Origin of the sequence: Paenibacillus gorillae (assembly GCF_000513275.1) — a bacterium.
Lineage (GTDB): Bacteria > Bacillota > Bacilli > Paenibacillales > Paenibacillaceae > Pristimantibacillus > Pristimantibacillus gorillae.
In genome coordinates, this window is record NZ_CBVJ010000162.1 from 1 (window position 1) to 773 (window position 773).

1 protein-coding gene is annotated in these 773 nt (G+C 49.2%); it reads right to left on the reverse strand.

What is annotated here, in order from left to right:
- Positions 1–567 precede the first annotated feature (567 nt).
- Positions 568–773, reverse strand: a 206-nt coding sequence (locus tag TY10_RS31935; protein ID WP_042171598.1) for a hypothetical protein, incomplete at its 5' end; no start/stop codon positions are given.

Sequence of the window (773 nt, forward strand, 5' to 3'; positions counted from 1 at the left end):
CTGACATCCGGCTCAAATGGAGAATCCCGCTGCGGCGTTAGACCGTGTTGCGCTGCACCGCCGCGAAGCTTTAAAAGAAGTGCCGGGCACGTGATACCCGGCACTTCTTTTCTGGCAGTCGAGAAAGCTGCGCTTGAGGTTCACTGTTGAAGAAATGCAGTTCATCATGAGGTTGTTTTTGCAGCAGCATTTTCCGCACCATCTTTCGTCATTGAGCGCGTAGTGAACTTCGCTTCGTTCTTTAGCGAATCGGTTTCGCAATTTAGCGAAGCAGGCTTACCAAAAACTCCAGCTTCGCAAATCAAAATGCAAATCTGCAGTTTGTCAGTCGCTTTTCCGCCCATTTCCCGCTTCAAAATGTAAAAGTGCAGGTTGATTGGCCCAAAATGCCTCAATTAGGGGGAAATGGGTCCTTTCAAATGCACTTTTACATTTTGAAGGCCATTTTGGCCTGTTTTGAGGCTCTCAAAATGTATTTTTGCATTTTGTTCATCGTTCGGCGCTTCAGAAGGCTGCTTATAGATGGGCGAAAGATGGGTGAAGTCGATAATCGGGCTGGAACACACATTATGCGGAGGAGCGCAGTCCGAGAGTACGCAGCCAATCAACCGATAAGCCGATCACACCATCTGCCGTCGCCGCCAACTGTGCAGCCATCTCCAAAAAGAAAAAGTTACTCACTCCCACCACTGCAATCACCCTTTCAGCTAAACCGCACCGAGGAAGTTTCTTCTTATTGGCCGACCAAAGGTTGGCGGCGGGAGGAATGGCTT